Annotated in this window: 16 protein-coding genes; 7 read left to right on the top strand and 9 right to left on the bottom strand. The window is 45.9% G+C overall.

Translation table 11 applies throughout. The features are described 5' to 3' along the window. The first annotated feature begins 126 nt into the window (after nucleotides 1-126). The 6 genes from RF007C_RS03585 (at nucleotide 127) to RF007C_RS03610 (ending at nucleotide 4,503) form a co-directional block, all read left to right on the top strand. Nucleotides 127-1,320: a PLP-dependent aminotransferase family protein gene (locus RF007C_RS03585; RefSeq protein WP_037297305.1), complete on the top strand. Its 1,194-nt coding sequence runs from the start codon at nucleotides 127-129 to the stop codon at nucleotides 1,318-1,320. 35 nt (nucleotides 1,321-1,355) lie between these two features. Beyond that, nucleotides 1,356-1,883, top strand: a complete 528-nt coding sequence (locus RF007C_RS03590) for a hypothetical protein (protein WP_019678995.1) — start codon at nucleotides 1,356-1,358, stop codon at nucleotides 1,881-1,883. Between the two features lie 13 nt (nucleotides 1,884-1,896). Further along, entirely contained in the window at nucleotides 1,897-2,892 is a 996-nt protein-coding gene (gene trpS, locus RF007C_RS03595; protein WP_037297307.1) for a tryptophan--tRNA ligase, read from the top strand. Between the two features lie 189 nt (nucleotides 2,893-3,081). Further along, a complete protein-coding gene (gene mazG / locus RF007C_RS03600) occupies nucleotides 3,082-3,906 on the top strand; it encodes a nucleoside triphosphate pyrophosphohydrolase (RefSeq protein ID WP_019678994.1) in 825 nt (274 codons plus the stop codon). Continuing rightward, on the top strand, nucleotides 3,899-4,198 hold the full coding sequence (locus RF007C_RS03605; protein WP_019678993.1) for an HU family DNA-binding protein: 300 nt from the start codon (nucleotides 3,899-3,901) through the stop codon (nucleotides 4,196-4,198). The genes mazG and RF007C_RS03605 overlap by 8 nt, the downstream gene beginning before the upstream one ends. 62 nt (nucleotides 4,199-4,260) lie before the next feature. Next, on the top strand, nucleotides 4,261-4,503 hold the full coding sequence (locus RF007C_RS03610) for an RNA-binding S4 domain-containing protein (RefSeq protein ID WP_019678992.1): 243 nt from the start codon (nucleotides 4,261-4,263) through the stop codon (nucleotides 4,501-4,503). A gap of 54 nt (nucleotides 4,504-4,557) precedes the next feature. Here the strand turns inward: RF007C_RS03610 and RF007C_RS03615 are convergent, their stop codons facing one another. The 6 genes from RF007C_RS03615 to RF007C_RS03640 form a co-directional block, all read right to left on the bottom strand. Next, nucleotides 4,558-5,511: an NAD-dependent epimerase/dehydratase family protein gene (locus tag RF007C_RS03615; RefSeq protein WP_019678991.1), complete on the bottom strand. Its 954-nt coding sequence runs from the start codon at nucleotides 5,509-5,511 to the stop codon at nucleotides 4,558-4,560. Nucleotides 5,512-5,649: 138 nt separating this feature from the next. Then, on the bottom strand, nucleotides 5,650-7,056 hold the full coding sequence (locus RF007C_RS03620; protein ID WP_037297309.1) for an ABC transporter substrate-binding protein: 1,407 nt from the start codon (nucleotides 7,054-7,056) through the stop codon (nucleotides 5,650-5,652). A 184-nt stretch (nucleotides 7,057-7,240) separates the two neighbouring features. Further along, nucleotides 7,241-7,906, bottom strand: a complete 666-nt coding sequence (locus tag RF007C_RS03625) for a vitamin B12 dependent-methionine synthase activation domain-containing protein (protein WP_037297311.1) — start codon at nucleotides 7,904-7,906, stop codon at nucleotides 7,241-7,243. Then, on the bottom strand, nucleotides 7,906-8,766 hold the full coding sequence (gene metF, locus RF007C_RS03630) for a methylenetetrahydrofolate reductase [NAD(P)H] (protein WP_037297312.1): 861 nt from the start codon (nucleotides 8,764-8,766) through the stop codon (nucleotides 7,906-7,908). The genes RF007C_RS03625 and metF overlap by 1 nt, the downstream gene beginning before the upstream one ends. 13 nt (nucleotides 8,767-8,779) lie before the next feature. Further along, nucleotides 8,780-9,451, bottom strand: a complete 672-nt coding sequence (locus tag RF007C_RS03635; RefSeq protein WP_019678987.1) for a uracil-DNA glycosylase — start codon at nucleotides 9,449-9,451, stop codon at nucleotides 8,780-8,782. A 52-nt stretch (nucleotides 9,452-9,503) separates the two neighbouring features. Beyond that, entirely contained in the window at nucleotides 9,504-10,001 is a 498-nt protein-coding gene (locus tag RF007C_RS03640; RefSeq protein ID WP_152537137.1) for a DUF2500 family protein, read from the bottom strand. 248 nt (nucleotides 10,002-10,249) lie between these two features. Between RF007C_RS03640 and RF007C_RS03645 the strand changes: the two genes are divergently transcribed. Further along, nucleotides 10,250-10,996, top strand: a complete 747-nt coding sequence (locus RF007C_RS03645) for a tRNA 2-thiocytidine biosynthesis TtcA family protein (protein WP_037297316.1) — start codon at nucleotides 10,250-10,252, stop codon at nucleotides 10,994-10,996. 60 nt (nucleotides 10,997-11,056) lie between these two features. On the opposite strand, the gene RF007C_RS03650 is transcribed toward RF007C_RS03645, so the two are convergent. From RF007C_RS03650 to RF007C_RS03660, 3 genes are all read right to left on the bottom strand, one after another. Beyond that, complete coding sequence (locus tag RF007C_RS03650) at nucleotides 11,057-11,971, bottom strand: NPXTG-anchored protein (protein ID WP_037297319.1); 915 nt, start codon at nucleotides 11,969-11,971, stop codon at nucleotides 11,057-11,059. Nucleotides 11,972-12,061: 90 nt separating this feature from the next. Beyond that, on the bottom strand, nucleotides 12,062-14,257 hold the full coding sequence (locus tag RF007C_RS17420) for a cellulose-binding protein CttA-related protein (RefSeq protein ID WP_037297321.1): 2,196 nt from the start codon (nucleotides 14,255-14,257) through the stop codon (nucleotides 12,062-12,064). 407 nt (nucleotides 14,258-14,664) lie between these two features. Beyond that, a partial coding sequence (locus RF007C_RS03660; RefSeq protein WP_037297323.1) for a cellulose-binding protein CttA-related protein occupies nucleotides 14,665-15,492 on the bottom strand: 828 nt, incomplete at its 5' end.

Here is a 15,492-nt window from a genome sequence, read left to right on the forward strand (position 1 = left end):
AATCAGAATTATGTGTTATAATATAAGATAGACTGATTATATGCTCTGAATGGTCCGAGGGGAGAAATCCTTTTCAGGACTGCAAAAAGCACAATTTTTCAAACAGATGAAAGGCTGGTTTTTATCATGGATTATAAATTCTCAGACAAGGTCAGCAAGCTCCAGGCTTCTGCTATCAGAGAGATACTGAAGTTCACTTCTGATCCCGAGGTAATATCCTTTGCGGCAGGCAACCCTGCTCCCGAGGCTTTTCCGAAGGAGAGGATCGCAGAGATCTCCGCTGAGCTTCTCAGAGACGATCCCATTCTTGCGCTCCAGTACAGCGTTACCGAGGGATATACTCCCCTCCGCGACCTACTCAAGGACTGGATGACAGAAAAGGGCTGTTTCCATAAGGAATTCGACGAACTCATAATAACATCGGGCGGTCAGCAGGCTAACGAGCTTGCCTGTAAGGTGCTTCTCAACGAGGGTGATACCCTTCTTGTCGAGTCTCCCAGCTTCATAGGCTCACTGAATGCATTCCGCTCATATAACGTACACCTCAAGGGCATTGAGATGGAGGACGACGGCATCAACATTGAAAAGCTTGAAAACGCTCTGAAAACAGAGAAGAACATAAAGCTCCTCTACGTTATCCCCAACTTCCAGAACCCTACGGGCAAGACAATGTCCTTCGCAAAGCGCAAGGCAGTATATGAGCTTGCCTGCAAGTACGATTTCATAATCCTCGAGGACGATCCCTACGGCGAGCTCCGCTTCGAGGGCGAAAACGTTCCCAATATCAAGAGCCTGGATACCGAAGGCAGAGTAATCTATTCAAGCACATTCTCAAAGATCATCTCCTCGGGCTTCAGAACAGGCTACTGCTCGGCTCCTGCTCCGATCATACAGAAAATGGTAGTCTGCAAGCAGGTCGCTGATGTACATTCAAATATGTGGGCACAGGTAGTTTCCCACAGATTCATGTCAACAGTTGACAGAGAAGCTCATTTCAAGAAGCTTCGCGCTATATACAAGGAGAAATGCGACCTTATGTGCGGATATATCGACAATGAATTCTCCAAAAAGATCAGATACACAAAGCCCCAGGGTGGTCTCTTCGTATGGTGCGACCTTCCCGAGAGCTGTGATATGAACGAGTTCTGCCGCCAGGCCGTACAGCAGTACAAGGTCGCTGTAGTACCCGGCAACTCATTCAGCATCGAGGACGGCGAGGTAAGCCACTCATTCCGCCTCAATTACTCAACACCCACAAACGAGCAGATAAAGAAGGGCATGGATATACTTGCCCGCATGACAAGAGAAATGCTCGATTGATAAAAAGAAAAATTACACTGAAAGGATAATCCATTATGCCAAACAGAATGACTGACAGATATAATGTCACACAGAAATATCTCATGACAAGAGGACAGGCTATCAACTTCCCTGCCCAGTATTTTTCAAACTATATCAAGAAAAAGAACGACGTTTTCGGCGTTGTTATAGACATCCCCATGTCCGCTGACGTTCTTACAACTATGGTTTGCTTCATCAACGGCGCCGCAAACGTTTACTTCAACAACGGCGGCGAGTACACAGGCGCTTCTCAGAAGTACAGAAACCTTGTACAGGCTACACATACCCTCGTTGCAAATGCAGGAGCACTTCTTTCCAAGTGCGAAAAGACCAAGAGCTACGATCTCCCCAAGGGCAGAACAAATAATATCTTCCTCCTCACAAGGAACGGAGTATTCAAGACTCAGATCGAAGCCGGCTTCATCCCTGAAGAAGAGCAGGAGCTCAGAAGCTTCTACGTGCTCTATCAGCGCGTTCTCAGCGAGATAAGAACCTGCCAGCTCAAGGACGCTGCCGACAGAAGAAACGAAGCTGCTAAGTAAGGAGAATACCCAGATGGACGATAAAAAGCTTATCTTCAGCGGTATACAGCCTACGGGTACATTTACCCTCGGAAACTATATAGGCGCTGTAAGAAACTGGGGCGCGCTCCAGGATCAGTACAACTGCATATACTGCGTTGTGGATATGCACGCTATCACAGTAAAGCAGGAGCCAGCAAAGCTCCGACAGAATACCCTCAATTCCTATGCGCTCCTTATGGCCTGCGGAGTTGATCCCCAGAAATCCATACTCTTTATACAGAGCCATGCTCCTACACACGCAGAGCTCAACTGGATACTGGGCTGCAATACACAGTTCGGCGAGCTTTCACGTATGACTCAGTTCAAGGACAAGAGCCAGAAGCACCCCGACGATATAAATGCAGGACTTTTCACATATCCCACCCTTATGGCTGCGGATATTCTCGCATACAACGCTGATCTGGTACCCGTGGGAGTAGATCAGAAGCAGCATCTCGAGCTGGCAAGAAATATCGCTCAGCGCTTCAACCAGCGCTACGGTGAGTTCTTCACCCTACCCGAGCCCTATATACCGGAGGTAGGTGCAAAGATCATGTCCCTCCAGGAGCCCACAAAGAAGATGTCAAAGTCAGACGATAACCCCAACGCCTGCATACTCATCCTCGACGATAAGGATACTATCATCCGCAAGTTCAAGAGAGCTGTAACAGACAGCGAGGCTGAGATATGCTACCGCGAGGGCAAGGACGGTATAAACAACCTTATGACCATATATTCCTGCGTTACAGGAAAGGATTTCAAGGCTATCGAGTCCGAATTCGCAGGCAAGGGCTACGGCGACTTCAAACTGGCAGTCGGCGAGGCCGTTGCAGACCACCTGGAACCTGTCCGCACTGAGTTTGCAAGACTCAGCGGAGACAAGGCTTACCTGAAGGAGTGTTATACAGAGGGTGCTCAGAAGGCTCTCAGGTACTCCGGAAGGATAGTTTCAAAAGCCTTTCATAAGGTCGGTTTCGTTGATAGGTAGTACCAATTTAGACTCCGTTTCAGCTTAAAAAGCTATAACGGATAGTAATTCTATAGCAAAAATATACAAATGGTGAGCTTTGTAATCTTTATATTCTACGTTATTAACAAAATTGTCAAAAAACAGTTGCATTTTCTCGAAAATTAGGGTATTATATTACATAGCCCGTCTTAAAGGGAGTGTTTTCCTATGGTTGAATATCAGCAGAAGGAATATTATCGCATCAGTGATCTGGTCGATATAGTAAAACTTCTGAGAGGCGAGGGCGGTTGCCCGTGGGACAGAGAACAAACCCACAAGTCAATAAAAAGCGACTTCATTGAAGAGACCTGTGAAGTTATCGAGGCCATTGACCTCGAGGATACAGATCTCCTCAGGGAAGAACTGGGCGATGTACTGCTTCAGGTCGTTTTCCATTGCAGGATCGAGGAGGAAACGGGATCGTTTACCTTCGATGACGTGTGCGACGAGATCTGCAAAAAGCTTATTATCCGCCACCCCCATGTTTTCGGCGACGTTACAGCCAATAATACCGAACAGGTATTAAAGAACTGGGACGCCATAAAGATGGAGACCAAGGGTCAGGAAAGGTATACGGACACACTCACAAGCGTTGCCAAGTCCCTTCCCGCTCTTATGAGAGCGCAGAAGGTCGGCAAAAGAGCAATGCGCGCAGGTATGGATTTCCGCTGCGCTGAGGATGCCGTGGCTTGTATCGGAAACGAAAAAGCTGAGCTGGACGCCGCTATCGCTAATAACGATAAGGCCAATATCGAGGAAGAGATCGGTGATCTCCTGTTTTCCTGCGTTAACGCAGCACGCCATTTAGGTGTTGACGCTGAGTTGGCACTGAAAGCAGCCACCGAAAAATTCATTGAACGGTTTTCTGTTACGGAGAATCTCGTTTCAGCCGATGAACTCGATATGAAAGAACTTCCTATTGAAGAGCTTGACATTTATTGGGCCAAGGCAAAAACAATTATTTGTAAAACGGAGGAACGAAAAAATGACTAAGACAGAGCTTATCAATTCTATTGCTGACAAGGCTAATTGCACAAAGAAGGACGCATCTGCAGCTCTCGAGGCTACACTGACAGCTATTCAGGAAACTCTCGAAAGCGGCGAAAAGGTTTCTATCACAGGCTTCGGTACATTCGAGGTTCGTGAGAGAGGCGAAAAGACCTGCATCAACCCCAAGACAAAGGCTAAGATGGTTTGCCCTCCTTGCAAGGCTCCCGCTTTCAAGGCTGGCAGAGGTCTCAAGGAAGCTGTTAACGCTCCTAAGAAGAAGAGCAAGAAGAAGTAATCAAAAAGGGGGACAGTTCACTGTCCCCCGATTTTATTGCAGGAACAGGAAAGGGAGATATTATGAGACTGGACAAATACCTGAAGGTAACAAGACTTATAAAGCGCCGCACAGTGGCTAACGAAGCCTGCGACGCAGAAAAGATAGTTGTCAACGGCAAGGCCGCAAGAGCCTCCTACGATGTCAAGGTAGGCGATATCATAGAGATAAACATGGGTACACGCCCCCTCAAAGTCAAGGTCCTCAGCGTCACAGAGCACGCTACAAAAGAGAATGCCGCAGATAATTATACCGTGATAGAATAATACATCAACCATTGCCATAAATGAAAAAGGACGGATACATATCCGTCCTTTTTATTATTTTGTATTGTGGATGTCCCAGCGGAAGTTGGTGAACTTCGAAGCTTTGGTCTTATCCAGCATATTGTTGTTTTCCACCTTGGAAAGATCAAGGTAGCGGTAATTGGTCTTTTCTTCCTTGCTGCCGCCGAAGATGCCCTTGAGCTTGCTTATGGCACCTGCGGGAGTTTTCTGAAGTACAGCACCCAGACGGTGATTTTCCCTCATAAAAGTGATAATATCAGCAGCCGTCGTAAGCAGCTTGTCGCCTACGTTATATACCCCTGAAAGACTTGTTTTGTCTGCGTTCTTGACATAGCAGAGTATAAAATCAACAAGATTGTGTACACAGCAGAACTGAAAACCGTACTGTCCCTGACCGTATACAAAGAGCGATCCGTCCTTGGGATCGGTTATCTTTGCGACCAGGTTATCGGTAAAATTGAGCGTATATACAGGTGAATAGCGGATAATACAGCAAATAACTTCCTTATGATGCTGTAACTCGCTTACAAGCGCCTTTTCCGAAGAATACTTCAAAACAGCATAGTTTGTAGAAGGCTTCAGATCGCTGTCCTCACGGATAGGCTCACGTGTCTTCGGGAACTGGTAAACCTGCTCTGTGCTGAGCATGATGAATTTCTTTACTTCTTCGGTCATTGCATATCTGAAAATGAATTTATCGATTGAGGCTGAATCGCTCATCTGTTTTTCGGTGACGATAGGTCCCATGTCGTTGTCAACAGTACAAGCAGCATGGATGACTACATCAAACTTGTTCTTCTCAAACAGCTCTGCGATAGTGTTCTTATCTGTGGGATCACATTCAACTGATGAATAATTGAGCTTTCCAACATTATATCCTGATTCTTCTCTGTCTACAGCTATGACTTCATAGCCTTTCTTGAGGAGTCCTGAACAGATATGCTGCCCTATAAGGCCGCAGCCGCCCGTAACAAGCACCTTCTCCATGAGCATAGCCTCCTTTCTTGTAGCTTAAATAATATCAATAGTATATCCTCTGATCTTAAAAATATAATATAATCCTTTGCTTATAAAACAGCATTCTGCCGCGTAAACGTGCTGCAACGTTTTTATCTTTATTATGACTCAGTCAATGTCAGCCGATTCAGGATCGGAATTTATTTTGTCAAGGTATTTATCCACAGCCGCAGATACAGACTCATAGGTCTCGTTCCACGGAGTACCTCTTGCAGTCAGTCTGAGACTGTCGTTTATCAGATCACCGCAGTCCTTGGAAACGCCTCTTGAAAGGTCGATGACAGGATTCTTCTCAGCGAGCTCCTGCATATTGTTCTTCATGTCGATCATTTCCTGTGTCCAGCCGTAATCCGCCATAAACTGCTTATCCGCCAGTGCCTTTGTTTCCTCATCAATATGCGCAAAGCGTTTACAGTCAAGGTATTTTGCAACTCCCTCGGGATTAGAGCCTCCGCTTACGAACATATACGACTCAAAGCCCGTAGGGATATAGTACTCGTCTGCCTCGGGATCCTTCGGCATGGGGACGAAGAATGCGTCCTCGCCGTATTTTGCGGTCCACTGCGACTTTTCGGTATAGAAGTCGTACAGACCGATAGGATAGAACAGTGTTTTGCCCTCGCCCACATATGCAGGCTTTGTCTCCCAGCCGAAATCGCCTACGCCTATGGCGATACACCCCTTCTGATAGAGGTCATAGATCCAGTTCTGTACTCTCTCCATGGAAGGATCGGCAAGATTGCTTACCAGCTTGCCGTTTTCGAGACTTACGGGAGGCACTCCCGTTGTATTCATGAGACCGAATTCGAACCACCAGCCGTCAATGCCGTACTTCTGGTTATCCGCATCCACATAGCTCTCCAGCATATTCTGGAAGGCATCCCATGTCCATTCTCCGTTTTCGTACAGTACCGCAGGATCGTCAAGACCCGCCTCGGCAACTGTTTTCCTGTTATACACTACTGCCACGGCATCGCCTGTTGCCTGGACTCCTGCCATATAATGCTTACCGTTCCATGTGAACGTGTCATTCACGTCCTTGACATCTTCCCAGAGGGGGGAATCGAAGTCGATATAATCGTCCACGGGAACGAACATCTTCTTTATGGCACCTTTCGGAAAGGCATCGAGATTTCCTCCGTAGAAGAAGTCTATGCCCTCATCCGAGCTGATATACTCTGTAAGCTTGTCATATCTCTCTTCGAAGGTACAGGGATAATACTTTATGGTACCTCCGTAGCGTTCCTGAAATACAGCGAGATCGGTAGGGACATTCTTGCCAGTGCTGTCAGGATTTATGTCCCAGTCGGACAGCCATTTGATAACGCCGTTTTCCAGCTTGTCGCCTGTGAGGAGATCGGAATTCAGAGCGTTCTGATGGATCTCTTCTCTTACAGCAGAGTCAAGCTCTCTGCTGTATGCGGACTTCTCTTCCTTTTTGCCGCTGCAGGCGAGAAGTGACATAGACATTGCCGTAAGGAGCAATGCCGAAATAAAAACTCGTGTTTTTTTCATCCTCAAACTCCTTTAATATCGCCCATTTCTCATGTATATCATATGTTTCCACTTTCCTTAATTATATCACTTTGTCAGCATTTATGTCAATATAAATATTACATAGATTTCAGTTATGTTTATAGTTAGTTTATACCATATAATGTGTTAATACTGTGATATATTTCAGACAAATTCACATATTTCATCTGCATTTTGTTCCTGTTGCCCTGTATGCACAGCTCTCTTTCATACTGCACACAGCACAGCCGTGCCCGCCGCGCTCCACAGGGGTCTCAGAAATGCCAATTACAGCCGTAACAGACTTTGACGGTATAAGCAAGCAGCTGTCGGTAACAGTGAGACCTATGCGTCTCTGAGCGTTCAGAGCGAGGAGTATGCTCTGCTGGAGTGAAATGGGAAGATCTCCGTATCCGGGACTGAACCGCCATGTACGGTATATGCCCTGACGGGATGAGAATATCTCCTCCTCTGCTCTGTTACAGACCTGCTCTACTGCCGCACTGCATATACAGTCCAGTGCAAGAGAGCCGGCCATATCATTTACGGCAGCCTGCCTTATAAGCTTATCCGCCTCCTGAGAAAGCGTAGCAGCAAGGAGCACTGCCCTTGTACAGCCTTTCATGTGACGCCTTATGTCATTTCCCGTAAAAGGCTCGTCCACAGCGCCAAGGACTACACCCTCATCGGTAAACTCCACAGAGGTCTCGAGATAAACGTATTTCGGACGCACAAGCTGTCTTACCTGTTTTTCCGCCCTGTCAAGAAGCGCTTCAACGGTACTGTCTGGCTTGCCCTTTACGCCCATATACCGCGCAGCTTCTGATTTAGATACAGGCAGGAGCTCCATCACACACCTATTACGCCCGATACAGCCTCACTTATCTTGCGGGCTACATACGGGTTATTCATGGTATACAGATGGATACCGTCCACTCCGCTTGCCACCAGGTCTATGATCTGATTTACGGCATAGGCTATGCCCGCATCGCGGAGAGCTTCGGGATTATGCTCATACTTTGTCATTATGCGCACGAACTTTGCGGGAAGACTTGCTCCGCAGGTAGTTACCATGCGCTCGATCTGTTTCTTATTTACAACAGGCATTATACCTGCCTCAATGGGTACGTTTATACCCGCTATAGCAGCCTTCTCGCGGAAAGAGTAGAAATTATCGTTATCGAAGAAAAGCTGTGTTATAAGGTGGTCTGCACCTGCATCGACCTTTTTCCGGAGATTGGTTATATCCTCCACAAGGTTTTCGGCATCGGGATGACACTCGGGGTAGCAGGCTGCCGCAATATCAAAATCTCCATTTGTCTTTATATAGCTGATAAGGTCACTGGCGTAACGGAAATCGTTGACAGGCTCTATCTCGGGATTTATATCGCCTCTCAGTGCGAGTATATTCTCTATTCCCCTTGATTTTGCCTCATCAAGAGCTGCGTCGATCTCTGCCTTTGTAAAGTTTATGCACGGCAGATGAAGCATAGGGATTATGCCGCTCTCGTTTATCTTTGAAGCAATTTCCAGCGCATAACGGCTGTTGCCGCTGCCGCCGGCACCGAAGGTCACGCTGATAAAATCAGGTGAAAGCCCCTGAAGCTCCTCCAAAGTATCATATATAACTTCAACGGGACTTGTTTTCTTAGGAGGAAATACCTCAAAGGAAAACACCGTTTTATTCTTGAAAAGTTCCTTTATATACATCTGCATCCTCCGTTCAGTCTATGGACCAGTCTATCTCCCCCATGCCGTGAGCGCGAAGGAATTCATTAGCCTTTGAGAAGTGTCGGCATCCGAAAAATCCGTTATAAGCCGAAAGCGGACTCGGATGCGCCGCCTTCAGTATCAGATGCGCGGGATTGGTTATGAACTGCTGTTTTGCCTTGGCGTCTCCGCCCCAGAGCATGAACACCATAGGCTTTTCACGCTTGTTAAGGAGCTGTATCACATCAGTAGTGAAGTACTCCCAGCCCAGTCCGCGGTGACTTCTTGCCTGGTCTGCACGGACGGTAAGTACAGAATTGAGCAGGAGCACTCCCTCCTGCGCCCATTTGGTAAGCTCTCCGTGCTTTCCAAGGTTGTCTATGCCCACATCGTCCCTTATTTCCTTGAATATATTTATAAGAGACGGCGGCGGAGCTATGCCCCTGCGCACAGAAAAGCTCAGCCCGTGAGCCTGTCCCTCCCCGTGATAGGGGTCCTGTCCGATTATAACGCATTTTACGTCGTTATAGGCTGTATACTTCATAGCGTTGTATATATCATACATATTCGGGTAAATACGCTGCGTTCTGTACTCATTGATGAGCTTCTGACGGAGCTGCAAGTAATATTCCTTATCAAATTCGCCCTTGAGTAGCTCGTCCCAGTCGTTGTTAAAGTTTACCATATTTCCTCCGTATACAAAACAGGGACGACCTGAGCCGCCCCCTCATCTGCTGTCAATTAAAAACCGTATCCTCGTAGTATTTGAATTTTACGAGAGTGTTGCGCCTGTATGTAAGCGAACCCTGCTGATTGAACGGTACCTTGTCATATGCCTCGGCAGAACATTCAATCTTCAGCTTCTGTCCCTTTCTGGTAACAAAAACAAGTTCATAATACTCGTCAACGAGCTTCACCTGTCCTGTACTTTCGATGATACGCAGACGATCATCGCTCTTTCTTACAAGAGTTGCCATTTCAACAATGGGCTCTGAAGTACGCTTCTGAACAGGCTCCTCCGCAGCTCTGCCTCTTTTTTCCGAAGGTAAGTGCTTTGCGGGAGCCTGAGCTCTCGGAGCATCTTCATATTCTGCATCTTCGCCGCCGCGCTCTTCAAGGAACAGTGAAAGGAATCTTCTGAACGAACTCTTTCCGCTGAACAAAAGCATTACAAGTATAAGTATTACTACAATTGCCCCAAGTAATATGAGCAGATTTTTCAATTGTTCGGTCATTGATAAAAGGCCTTTGAGCCCTCTCCTTTCTATAATATAGCGTCGCAGATCTGTTTCATATCCCTTATGACGACACCTGAAAAAGTTTCACTCTTATATTATAATATATTTTTCTCGATATTGCAAGTTGTATTTGCAAATTTTTTTAAAATATGTTATAATTAATGTGTACTCATTAACCGCCGTCAGGCGGTTAATGCCCTAAAGGTCAAAACATAGTGCAAGAAAACAAGTTAACGGAGGATCTTATGCAGAAAATACTCGGTTATATGCGAAAAGCCATTCAGCAGTACGGTCTGATACAGGACAATGACCGTATCCTTGTGGGAGTTTCCGGCGGCAAGGACAGTCTTGTGCTGCTGGACGGGCTTGTAATGCTTCAGAGGTTTATCGGCATTGATTACAAGGTCATCGCGGTCACGCTGGATATGGGCTTCACAAACGGCACCATGAACTTCTCCCCCATCACAGAGCACTGCAAGACCCTCGGAGTGGAGTATCATATCATACCGACTCAGATAGCGGAGATCGTATTTGACGTTAGAAATGAACCCAGTCCATGCAGTCTCTGTGCGAGAATGAGGCGCGGAGCCCTCCATGACGCCGCAAACGACCTCGGCTGCAACAAGGTCGCACTGGGACATAATTACGACGACACGGTCGAGACCTTTATTATGAACCTGTTTACCGAGGGACGCATCGGCTGCTATTCCCCCTCCACCTACCTTACCCATAAAAAGGTCACTGTTATAAGGCCACTTGTACTTGCTCCCGAAAAGGAAGTCCGCAGAGCCGCAAGAAGAAACGCTCTTCCCGTTGTCACCTCCGTCTGTCCTGCCGACGGCCATACCAACCGCCAGAAAACAAAGGATTTCATAGCGGATATGGAGCGTAAGGAGCACGGCTTCAAGGACAGGATCTTCGGTGCCATGAAACGTGCCAATATAGACGGCTGGGGCGGTATCGGCTTTACTCCTCCGGTAAAAAAAGACTAAAAAAAAGGCTCTCCAAAAAGGAGAGCCTTTAATATTCTTAGATCAAAGATGACTAATTAATTAGTCTTCCTTCTTTCTGAGAGCGAATGCTGTACCTACAGCGATTGCAAGACCTGCAACAGCTACGCCTGCACCAGCAACACCAGTCTTAGGTGAATCACCCTTCTTGGTTGTTGTTGTAGCCTTAGCCTTAGTTGTTGTTACAGCGGGCTTAGCTGTGTTTGTACCAGCAGCAGATGTAGCACGAGCTGTTGTACCAGCAGCTGAAGTTGTAGATGTTGTAGATGTTGTAGTTGTTGTAGTTGTAGTTGTAGTAGTTGTTGTAGTAGTTGTAGTTGTAGAAGATGTAGTACTCTCAACCTGGATATAACCCTGCTCAATACCCTGTGTAAAGGTCCAAGCCTGCATAAGGAGACCTTCCTCATCCTTCTTTACGTTTGTAAAGAGGTCCTCGTTTGTTGTTCTTGACTGGTAAGCAACCTGAACATCATACTTGTCACCAGGCTGTGCATCAGCAGGAACCTGGAGAACGAATGACCAAAGAACGCCATCCTTACCGTTGTTTGTTGAGCTACCTGTAGCTGTAAAGAATGAGTTATCTGTATCAGCCTCAGCCTTCTTTAATTCAAGAAGTCTTGCAGCTCTACCAGCTGTAGCAAGTGCGCCGTCCTCATCGGGGATGAGCTTGAGCTTAGGATCGAACTGGATGTGGAGACCTGTTGCAGCATACTTATCAGCAGCGCCCTCAACAGAAAGCTCCATAGTTACCTTAGCATTAGGTGCCTCAGCAGCTGTGAGTGTCTTCTTTGTGATTGAAAGTGTAGGCTTTACAGGTGATGATGCAACATCAAGGTTGCCAGCATCATAAGCCTGACCAGCAGCGGGGCCTGCAAATGCAGAAACAGCTGAAGCAGAAAGTGCAACAGCAGAAACAGCGAGTGCTGCGAAAGCGCTCTTAAAGATGTTCTTCTTCATTGTTATTATTTCCTTTCAGATAGTTTTAATTATATATGTTACCTGCCGCCGCTAAATGGCGGCAGGTTAAACATGCTTTATATATCTTTTTTATGCAAGTATGTCTTCCCAGATCTCAGCATCTGTCATCTGGTCATTTGCTGAATTCATTCTCTTAGCGTAGAATGCAAGGATATTAGAAGCATCGTTTGCGTCGATGAGTCTCTTGTCCTTTGTAGCAAATCTGTCAACAACAGCGCCTGAAACGTGGTGAACGTCTCCGAGGAATGCTGCGAATTCATCGTATACAGACTTAGGAGTGAGAACGAGGTTGCTCTCTGAGAGCTGAACATCGTAAACGCCTCTGCCCTGTGTAGATGTCTTAGCGTAGAATGCAAGTGCCTGTGAAGCGTCAACTGAGTTAGCCATGTTGTCAAGGTTTATATCACCCTTAACGCCGATGAATACTGTAACTGTGAAGTCGTTGCCGTCAACGTCCTTGAGCACGCTGCCGTTTGCAGATACGGGAACCTTATACTTGAATGAAGTATTTGTCTTCTCGTATGTATTAGCAGGTGTAGCTGAACCGAACGAAACATCAGCTGTTATATCCTTAGCTTCGATCTCAGTTTCCTTCTTTGTTGTTTCATCAATAGTACCGTCTTCCTTAACTGCTGCTTCGATACGAACAGTGTGGAGGATTACGTTGCTGAGCTGAGCCTTGTCGAACTCTGTCTCTGTATTGAGATAGAATGCATTCTCGGTATTAGCTGTAGCATATACCTTTGTGAATACTGTTGTTACAACAGGAGTTGTCTCAGTAGATGTAGAAGTTGTATCTGTAGATGTAGAAGTTGTATCTGTAGATGTAGAAGTTGTTTCTGAAGTTGTAGAAGATGTCTCAGAAGTTGAAGAAGTTGTCTCAGAAGTTGTAGATGTAGAAGTTGTTTCTGTTGTTGTAGAAGTTGTATCTGTTGTTGTAGTCTCTTCAGTTGTGGTTGAAGTTGACTCTGTTGAAGTTGTTGAAGTTGTTTCAGTTGATGTAGTAGTTACCTGTGTTGTAGTTGTAGTATCGGTAACGAGGATTCTCTCGATCTCGACTTCAACTGAACCTGCGTCAACTGACTTGATACCGCTGAAATCAACCTTAGCAGTGATCTTCTTGTAAGAGTCTACGAATGCATAACCATTCTTCTCAACCCAAGCCTTAACGTCAGCCTGCTCAGCATCGTCAAATGTACCGATGCCCTCAGCCTTGCCGTTAGCAAGTGAGAATGTGACATTCTTGATGCTGTCAGCGAATCCGCCGAGGTCAGCAGCAGAGATATCAACGACGCCCTTTGAATCGATAGTCTTGATAGCTGTATCGTAAGCCTTTACGATAAACTCCTTGGCAGCGATCTCTGAAGCTGTGCCGGGGAGCTGCCTATTGATGCCGTTAGCCTTGAGCCAGCCATTTGTATCACTGATGAGGCCTGAAACATCTGAATAAGTGGCGTTCTTGTCAGCCTTGAGAGTCTTGTCTACAGCTCTCTCAGCCTTCTTGAGCTTGTCGATGATGAGGTCGATCTTTGCGTTGTACTTAGCCTTAGCCTCGTCAACCTTATCAGCGGCAACTTCCTTTTCGATTGCTGCTTCATCGATCTTTCTGATCTCTTCGATCTTCTTGATTGCGTAAGCAGGAAGCTCACCGATGCCATATGTACCGTCAGCTGTTGTATACGCAAATGTAACTGCTACCTTCTTGCCGCTTGCAAGAGCAGAAGTACCGATTGTGATCTTAAAGTCGCCGCCGATCTTAACAGTTGAGTAGTCAACATTCTTAAGAGCGGGAGCATTGTAGCTGTCAGCAATTCTGTGAAGTGCATCAGCGGGAGTATTAGCGATCTTGAGGTTGAGATCAGGCTCTGAGATCTTACCTGTGATAACAACATCATTCTCGCCTGTTATTTCATAATTAACCTTATTAGGGATTATGCACTGATCAAGAGCATAAGCAGCGGCTTCCTTATAAGCGCCGGCCTTGCTTAAGATATCATCTCTGAACTTTGCAACATCAACTTCGCCGTCCTCGGCGCCGATGCTTGCAATTGCTGCTGAAAGTGTCTGGTTCCATGTTGAAACTGTCTCCTCAGCAGGGATGTAAAGCAGATTTTCAAGCTTGAGACTTTCGCCTTCCTGTACGTTCTGAGCAGGAGCCTTAACAAAATCAGTTGATACAGCGTTTGCGTAAGTCAGACACTGTGTGAGAGCAAGCGGCACAGCTGCAGCTGTAGCAATAGCTCTCTTGAATAATGAATTCTTCATTGTCCTATACCTCTCTAACATGTTTATTCCCCTTTGCAAAGCACGACATTTTGTTCAAGCCATTCTTTGCTTTAGGCTAATTTCCGAGTATAGAATCTGCAAATGTATACAGTTCCCCCAGAAATTCATAACTACATTTTATCACACAAACAGCAATAAGTCAAGCAGAACAGTATATTTTTTTCAAAAATTATTGACGATTAATAATATCCATTTTTGTGCTTTTTTCACAATATGAACATATATCAAAAGTAATATTTTCTCACAATTGAACTTTCTGTATTATTTTCCTGTTTTTCGGGCTTCGCTGTGTTTTTCCACAATGCAATTATACCACTTTGACGATGCTTCGTCAAGCGGTATATTATGTAAAAAAGCAGGCCCGAAAGCCTGCTTTTTTGTATTGATTATTTACCGAATCTTGCGTCTCCGAGTATCTCATTCCAGATATCATTGCTTGATACATCATCATATACATGTGATGTTCTCTTTGAATAGAATGCGAGTATCTGCGAAGCGTCGTTTGAATCGATCTTTCTGCCCATCTTTGTTGTCTTCCAGTTATCAGGATCCCACTCGTTGGTGTTTACATCACCAAGGAATGCTGCGAGATTATCGAGCTCGTCAAGAGCTGACGAAACCTGAAGTCCCTCTTCTGTTATCTGGCAGATTGTGTTTGCAGGTGTATTAGAACCTGTAGAGATGAGCGTATAGTAGCTAAGAGCTACTGAAGCATCGTTCGAGTCAACCATGTTGCTCAGAGTGATGTCTCCCTTTACACCGATATAGGCTGTTACTGTAAGTGCCTTTCCGCTCTTGTCAACAAGAGGCATATCTCCATAGTATACAGGAATGTCATACTTGAAGTCTGTGATTGTTGTCTGCTTGTTGATGTGTGTGCGAGAATTGTAAGCCTTCTCAGGTGTATTATTGTTGAAGTTGATGAGATCCATATTTACCTCAGGTCTCTCAACCTCTGAACCATCCTTGTAAACGTCAACTATCTTCAGTGTAACTACCTGGCCCTTATTGAAGCCGCCTACCTGACCGTTTGCACGGACGCCGTCATCGTGGCTGAAGTAGTAACCTACCTGAGTCTCGATTACTGCGTAGGAGTGATCGTAATTAGCATCTGTTGTTGATGTTGTAGAAGTGGATGATGTTGAAGTCGTTGTATCTGTAGAGGTCGTCTCTGTTGAGGTGGTCTCTGTAGATGTCGACGTTGTTGATGTTGT

This window comes from Ruminococcus flavefaciens 007c (genome assembly GCF_000571935.1).
GTDB classification, from domain to species: domain Bacteria; phylum Bacillota; class Clostridia; order Oscillospirales; family Ruminococcaceae; genus Ruminococcus; species Ruminococcus flavefaciens_F.

Excerpts from the sequence above, each read along its gene's own strand:
- RF007C_RS03585 (WP_037297305.1), top strand. The coding sequence starts at position 127 with ATGGATTATAAATTCTCAGACAAGGTCAGCAAGCTCCAGGCTTCTGCT.
- RF007C_RS03590 (WP_019678995.1), top strand. The coding sequence starts at position 1,356 with ATGCCAAACAGAATGACTGACAGATATAATGTCACACAGAAATATCTC.
- trpS (WP_037297307.1), top strand. The coding sequence starts at position 1,897 with ATGGACGATAAAAAGCTTATCTTCAGCGGTATACAGCCTACGGGTACA.
- mazG (WP_019678994.1), top strand. The coding sequence starts at position 3,082 with ATGGTTGAATATCAGCAGAAGGAATATTATCGCATCAGTGATCTGGTC.
- RF007C_RS03605 (WP_019678993.1), top strand. The coding sequence starts at position 3,899 with ATGACTAAGACAGAGCTTATCAATTCTATTGCTGACAAGGCTAATTGC.
- RF007C_RS03610 (WP_019678992.1), top strand. The coding sequence starts at position 4,261 with ATGAGACTGGACAAATACCTGAAGGTAACAAGACTTATAAAGCGCCGC.
- RF007C_RS03615 (WP_019678991.1), bottom strand. The coding sequence starts at position 5,511 with ATGGAGAAGGTGCTTGTTACGGGCGGCTGCGGCCTTATAGGGCAGCAT.
- RF007C_RS03620 (WP_037297309.1), bottom strand. The coding sequence starts at position 7,056 with ATGAAAAAAACACGAGTTTTTATTTCGGCATTGCTCCTTACGGCAATG.
- RF007C_RS03625 (WP_037297311.1), bottom strand. The coding sequence starts at position 7,906 with ATGGAGCTCCTGCCTGTATCTAAATCAGAAGCTGCGCGGTATATGGGC.
- metF (WP_037297312.1), bottom strand. The coding sequence starts at position 8,766 with ATGTATATAAAGGAACTTTTCAAGAATAAAACGGTGTTTTCCTTTGAG.
- RF007C_RS03635 (WP_019678987.1), bottom strand. The coding sequence starts at position 9,451 with ATGGTAAACTTTAACAACGACTGGGACGAGCTACTCAAGGGCGAATTT.
- RF007C_RS03640 (WP_152537137.1), bottom strand. The coding sequence starts at position 10,001 with ATGACCGAACAATTGAAAAATCTGCTCATATTACTTGGGGCAATTGTA.
- RF007C_RS03645 (WP_037297316.1), top strand. The coding sequence starts at position 10,250 with ATGCAGAAAATACTCGGTTATATGCGAAAAGCCATTCAGCAGTACGGT.
- RF007C_RS03650 (WP_037297319.1), bottom strand. The coding sequence starts at position 11,971 with ATGAAGAAGAACATCTTTAAGAGCGCTTTCGCAGCACTCGCTGTTTCT.
- RF007C_RS17420 (WP_037297321.1), bottom strand. The coding sequence starts at position 14,257 with ATGAAGAATTCATTATTCAAGAGAGCTATTGCTACAGCTGCAGCTGTG.